This is a genomic window from Rhodococcus sp. PAE-6 (genome assembly GCF_025290685.1).
GTDB classification, from domain to species: domain Bacteria; phylum Actinomycetota; class Actinomycetes; order Mycobacteriales; family Mycobacteriaceae; genus Rhodococcus; species Rhodococcus pyridinivorans.
Genome location: NZ_JAOCLZ010000048.1, coordinates 1 through 5,453 on the forward strand (window position 1 = coordinate 1; position 5,453 = coordinate 5,453).

General features: G+C 61.4%; 4 protein-coding genes and 1 pseudogene. 1 reads left to right on the top strand and 4 read right to left on the bottom strand.

The annotated features are described in order from the left end of the window. Positions 1-587 precede the first annotated feature (587 nt). From NVV99_RS25930 to NVV99_RS25945, 4 genes and pseudogenes are all read right to left on the bottom strand, one after another. Positions 588-1,925, bottom strand: a complete 1,338-nt coding sequence (locus NVV99_RS25930; protein ID WP_144376975.1) for a hypothetical protein — start codon at positions 1,923-1,925, stop codon at positions 588-590. A 60-nt stretch (positions 1,926-1,985) separates the two neighbouring features. Then, on the bottom strand, positions 1,986-2,582 hold the full coding sequence (locus NVV99_RS25935; RefSeq protein WP_197539109.1) for a hypothetical protein: 597 nt from the start codon (positions 2,580-2,582) through the stop codon (positions 1,986-1,988). After that, positions 2,579-3,127 (bottom strand): annotated as a pseudogene (locus NVV99_RS25940) (type ISP restriction/modification enzyme); the annotation flags it as partial. The pseudogene NVV99_RS25940 and the gene NVV99_RS25935, both read right to left, overlap by 4 nt. A gap of 9 nt (positions 3,128-3,136) precedes the next feature. After that, entirely contained in the window at positions 3,137-3,967 is an 831-nt protein-coding gene (locus NVV99_RS25945; RefSeq protein ID WP_024103329.1) for a transposase family protein, read from the bottom strand. A 329-nt stretch (positions 3,968-4,296) separates the two neighbouring features. Between NVV99_RS25945 and NVV99_RS25950 the strand changes: the two genes are divergently transcribed. Beyond that, positions 4,297-4,893, top strand: coding sequence for a hypothetical protein (locus NVV99_RS25950; protein WP_144376974.1), 597 nt, complete (start codon positions 4,297-4,299; stop codon positions 4,891-4,893). The last annotated feature ends 560 nt before the right edge of the window (positions 4,894-5,453 follow it).

Genomic DNA, 5,453 nt, shown 5'->3' on the forward strand with positions numbered 1-5,453 from the left:
AGAGACCATCAGCATCGGAGGAGACCCGCCCTCATTGGCGGTGCCACACGGGTGGGGAATTTCGATGAGCGTTACTGAGGAACTTCAGCGAGCGCCATCAGATGCCGATGTCGGGTTTCAGGCAACAACCCGAGTCAGCAGATCGAGTAGACGCACATCGGTCAGGATCGCGATCCGGCGAAACCGTTCGGTCTCGGACTGCGCCAAGCGCCGGCGGGACAACGAAAGGGCACCGCTGTCGAGGTTGGTGCACACGTCGTCGCGGACGGCCGCCCAGAACATGGCTCGCCTGCCGCGGCGAGGTGGGGGGCAACGGCGGAACGAGCATGAAGCCGGTAGAACCTTCGGGTCGAGGATGGAGAACAATCCGGGCGTTTCAGGTGAAGCACCTTGCTGATCTTGGTTACCCCCACGTGTGGGGAGCTGCGGTGCGGAAAAGGGTCGTAGAGAGCTTCGGCACGGCCGTCGAGGTCGCCGCTGACGTTCGGGTCGGCGCCGGAGGCACGCCACTCTCGACCGGCTCGACGACTCTGAGGACGTCTGCGGCTTCTCCCACTCACATGACTGTCCGCAAGGTATGCGCAGTGTTACAGCAGGTACCGCCCGAGCTCTTCCGAATAATCGAACTTCTCACCAAACCGGGTCGGCGGGCAGGCCAACGCCGTCGTCACTTTCTGGAACATAGCCTCGTACTCGTCCATCGGCCATCGACTCTGGAACCGCAGACGTTTGGCACCAAGATCTACCGAACTCCGCTTCGGCAGCGCAAAAACCTCGTGCCACGGCAGCGGAGACACCTCGTGCCGCACCACGAACGTTGCATGCCGTCCGCGGGCGGGACTGATCGCCACAGCGTCCTGGCCACCCGAATCCTGGTCGATCACCAGCACGAGGTAGTCGTCGGTGATGTTCTCGCCGCCGAACGAGCGAACGTCGGCGATGCTGTCACCGCGGTACAGCATGCAGCGCTGCCGCCCCGCCCACCCGGCCAGCCGTGTAAGCACCTCGGTTCGACGGGGATCCGCATCGAACCTCGCACCCGAAGGACGCACCGCATGAAACCGCACCCGCTCAGCGATGAAACCCGAGATCCCCGTGTCATCCGGAAGAATCGTGAACGTCAGTCGCGCTGTTGCTATCTCACCAACCGTGTCTGCGTTATCCTCGACATCTTCCTCTTCGAGCCCGATCCCGCGCTGTTCATCGAGCCAGCAGAATTTCTCCAGGAAGGCATACCGACCAAAGTGCAACTCTTCGAGGTCCCGACGCATCCGCTCCCGGAATCCCTCCGGGTTCTGGCCGTGTGCGGAAAAGAGTCCGGCCGCGAGGAGATGAGATTCCTGCGCCAAGTCGGGATAGAGATGGGTGACGTGTGGATGCCGAAGTATTTCAAACAGGCTACGCCGGTTGTCGGAGGTTCCGCTGAGCAGCGCTAAGACTGTCGCCGTCTGGAATCCTCGCGTGACCGCAAGCCCCGCCTCGAGGTACTTCTCCCAGTGGTCGGTGGAGCTACGGGCCTCCGCCACAGAAGAGAATCCCAACCGACCTGGAAGAACCCGCTGTAAAAGGCCGGCAATCATCGTCGATGCATGAAGGCTCGCGAGGTCCGGCTCGTAGAGGACGGTGTCGAGGTCGACATGGTGATCCGGAACTTTCCCCAGGGTGTATCGCTGGACAGCAACCCTGCCCAAGGCATACAAGGACGAGTCTACCGAGGACTCGAATCCCAGCTGCTGGGCAGCACGAAGATTCTGTTTGAAGCATCCCGCAAGGTAAGCCGGTTCTGCCGTACGGCGGTCGATGTTGAACGGTGCCAGCCGACGGCAGAGCTCCGGCAGGTCCGGCAACGCTCGTTCGGAAGAACGATCGTGCTCCTCATATATGAACTGCGCCAATATACGCAGCATGTCCGATGGTGCCGTCATGTCTCTTTCGACTACGTGCGAACCCCAATGATGAGGTCTGGATAGGTGTTCGAACGCGAGCTAGCGTTGCCAGAGGGTGAGGTTGATCGAAAACCGAGCCGGATCGGCGTCGGACAGCAGTGCCGGCTGCGCGCCGGGCTGGCCTTGGAACGTCGGACCACTACCTGCATAGGTCTGCGCGAGTGCTACCAGATAGCGCTCCCACAGCGTGGTCCGCAGCTCGTGTATGTGAGCTGCGAAGCGTTGAACCAGATCGCCACCGACTGGACCGATCGCGGGCGCTACGACGACCTCGATCTTCACAAGCGCACCGGCGTCGTCGAATTGCTCGACCAGATAGACCTTCTCGAACTCTCCTCGTCGACGATGCGCTACATGACCGTGCCGCCAGCCCAGGATCCGATCGTGGGTCTCTCGATCGCCTGCCACGCTGAGAAGGTCGTCGAAGTCGACCTTCCTTCCCCTATTGCTCATGGTCATCCGCCCGTACGCGATCACCGCGGCCTCCCACAGTGATCGACGGACAAAGACTGTGGAGGGCGTGTTGGGTGTTTCCCTTAGTCCCAGGAGCGTCATGTCGACGTGCAGTAAGTCCGCCCACAATGATGCCCATTTGCGCAGTTCAGCAACAATCTGTGGGGCGTTATCCTCCGTCACAGCGTCTCGACGATCTTCATGGTCTCCACTGCCACTGTGGTCACCTTCTGGATCAGCTCGACGACGTACCGCGGATCGTCGTGCTCGTCGCACCAATCGTTCGGGTCGTTGACGATCCCTGAGGCTTTGTCGGTCTTGACCTGGTATCGGTCGATGATCCATGCCAACGCAGATCGGGAACCGAGCATGTAGCGCTCAGCGTCCTCAGGGATGCCGGTGATAGTGACCAGTGGGTTGTAGACAATGACGCTACGGTCATCGATGTTCTTGCCCGATTCGGGGTCCTTCTTCTTGCCCCACTTCATCTTCGACACCCGCCACGTCTCACGGTCCTCGGCGGATACGCCCTTCTTGAGCTGGATGTCCAGCGGGTACGGTTCCACCGACTCGTAGTTCACGTGCAGTTCGGCCAACCCCCGGCCGGCGCTCGTGAGCTGCTCGAACCGATCCCGGGTCTCCGGGGTGGGGATATGCGGGAGCATCTTCTTCAAATCTGCCGCGTAGGTTTCCCGGTAGGCGGGGTCGTGGAGCAGGCCGTAGACATAGAGGTTTTCTCAGTAGCGTCCTGAATGCTCAACCTGGGTGAGAACGAGCGCTGCTTTGACAATGTCACCGATCCGATTGGGGCACAGCGTGATCCTGTCGAGAGCCTTCCATCGCGTAGTGAGCAACGCGGCGGCACGCTCTCCGAGGCATCCCAAGCGGGTCAGCAGCGCGTTGCGGCAGGCTGTGTCGGCATCGAGAGTGTTGCCGTCGGTCGGCATCTTGGTGGGCGTGTGAATTCCGATGCCCACGCCTTGATAGCCCTGGTCGGCGAGGGTCGGCAACCCCTGGGACGCGGCGGCGTACAACGCTCCGGTGATCCCGTGTACACGGGCTGCGGTCAGGTCGTGGGTACTGCCCGGCAGCGACGACGACACCCACAGTGGGAAGCCGTCCTCGGACGCGAGGAACTGGATGTTCGCGCCGAATCTGCGGTGTTTTCCCGAGTACCACAGGTGAATCGGCGTGCCGTGTTTGCCGGTGGTGGTTTCTCGGACCCGGTCGGTGGGGATCAGGGTGCCGTCGAGGATCACGTGGGTGCGGCCGGTGGCGAGTCGGTGGCGGAGTACGTCAGCCAGTTCCGGGGCTTGTGCAGCAAGGACGTCGATGCCTTCGTGGAGATAGCGGTACCCGGTGGCGATGGAGATGCCCGCGTCGCGGGCCAGCGTTGCCAGTGGGGTGTCCTGTCGGAACCAGCGCAGGACGAGGACGGCGTGGTGGAACGGGGTCAGGGCGCGTCGTCCGCGTCGGCTGCCGCGTTCGAGGCGGTTGACCTGGAGCAATGCGGCGAGGTGTTGGGCGAGCGGGCGTGGGACGTCGAGCGTGGCAGAATAGGTGATCACGTGGAGCCTCTGGTTCTTGGACTTGGTCTTCGCAAATCCAGTCCTACCAGGGGCTCTGCGTCTCTTCGTGTTTCGGGTGTTCTGCTGCCCAGTCAAGATCAACTTACTGAGAAAACCTCAATATGAGGGCAGAAGACAGATGGCCTCGCGGTCGAAGGAATGTTCTCGTGTCAGCGCACAGTCCTTGCCCGCTTCTGGATAAACACCATGCCGGTAGACAGCATCTCTGCATGAAAACACCGCTAGACGGCTGTGACCGACAGCGCGAATAGGTGGTCGCGCTTACCGCACATCTGTTGAGGGACAGAGATTCCTGTAATACTTGCCCAATGAACAGCTTCGATGATCTTGTTGGGCGAGAACTGGCACATCGCAAGGCCACCGAAACTGAACAACGGGAGATGCGGGCGCGTGCTGACGTTGCCGCCGCAGAAGGTGCCGCTGCGATTTCCGCACTGCTGCGTGAACTCGCCGAGTTCCTAAGCTCTCGACTCGCGCCACGTCCCGTCTTCCTAGAAAAGGGACCGTGGTACGGGCGCGACAAAGTCACTCCCGCAGGTTGGATCCTGAAATACTCCGCAGGCAGAGGGGCACGTTGGTTTCAGCTCCTGCTGCCCAATGGCGACCTTTGGCACTACGACAACCGTACCCACCTTGCCGGTCCGACCGGGACAGCGAATATCGAAGCTGAACTACGCACGAGACAGTACGTACACGTCGGCGATTACATCGTTGCCTGGGGGCAAGACGCCTTCGGCCCTTCTTATGAAAAGAGGTCAGACGTACAGGACGGAGTCTGGGCCGCCTGGTACTCGTACTTTGCGCAGGATAACCCCGACCCGCCCGATGACGCACGAACAGTGCTGGCGAAGCTGGCCTCCACCATCATCCAGTCCGGCGACAACAACTACCGGAACTACCGGTAGTTGTTGTCGCAGTGAGGTGGATTCTGCAAGTTGCATCGCCCCGCTCTCCCTGAGAAGAGCACCGGCCGACACAAGGGGGCCGTCGTGGTGACGCCAAGTTCGGGGCTACCAGCCGTACTCGCAGTCGCGGCATCAGCGCTCCGAAGCACCTATGCCGGATCGCAACAGCCCTACCGAAAGACAGGACAGCCCTGATCGGTGACCTAGAATGCTCGGATCTCGACTCGATCGTCCCACGAGCTCACCGTCGGGTACCCGAGGACAGCTAGAGCTTCAACCGACAACCACGTCCCCCCAGTGCAGGTCGAGTCCTGGACGGTATCGGCGCATCATCACTGGCGCTCCGTACACGGCCAGCCGGTTTGTGTGCCGGTCATCATCGTCGGTGCGCAGCACGACAACCGGGGTGCGGGTGACGTGCCCGGTCGAACCGGGAGGCCGGACCCGCTCGATGGACGTGTGGAGGATCCCCGCGGCGATTAGTACTGCAACGACAGTTTGTGACCGAGGTTGTGCCTATGGTACTTGATCTTGGTGCAGTCGGAGGTATTGGAATGGTC

Coding starts and splice junctions, on each gene's coding strand:
- NVV99_RS25930 (WP_144376975.1), bottom strand. CDS start 1,925: ATGACGGCACCATCGGACATGCTGCGTATATTGGCGCAGTTCATATAT.
- NVV99_RS25950 (WP_144376974.1), top strand. CDS start 4,297: ATGAACAGCTTCGATGATCTTGTTGGGCGAGAACTGGCACATCGCAAG.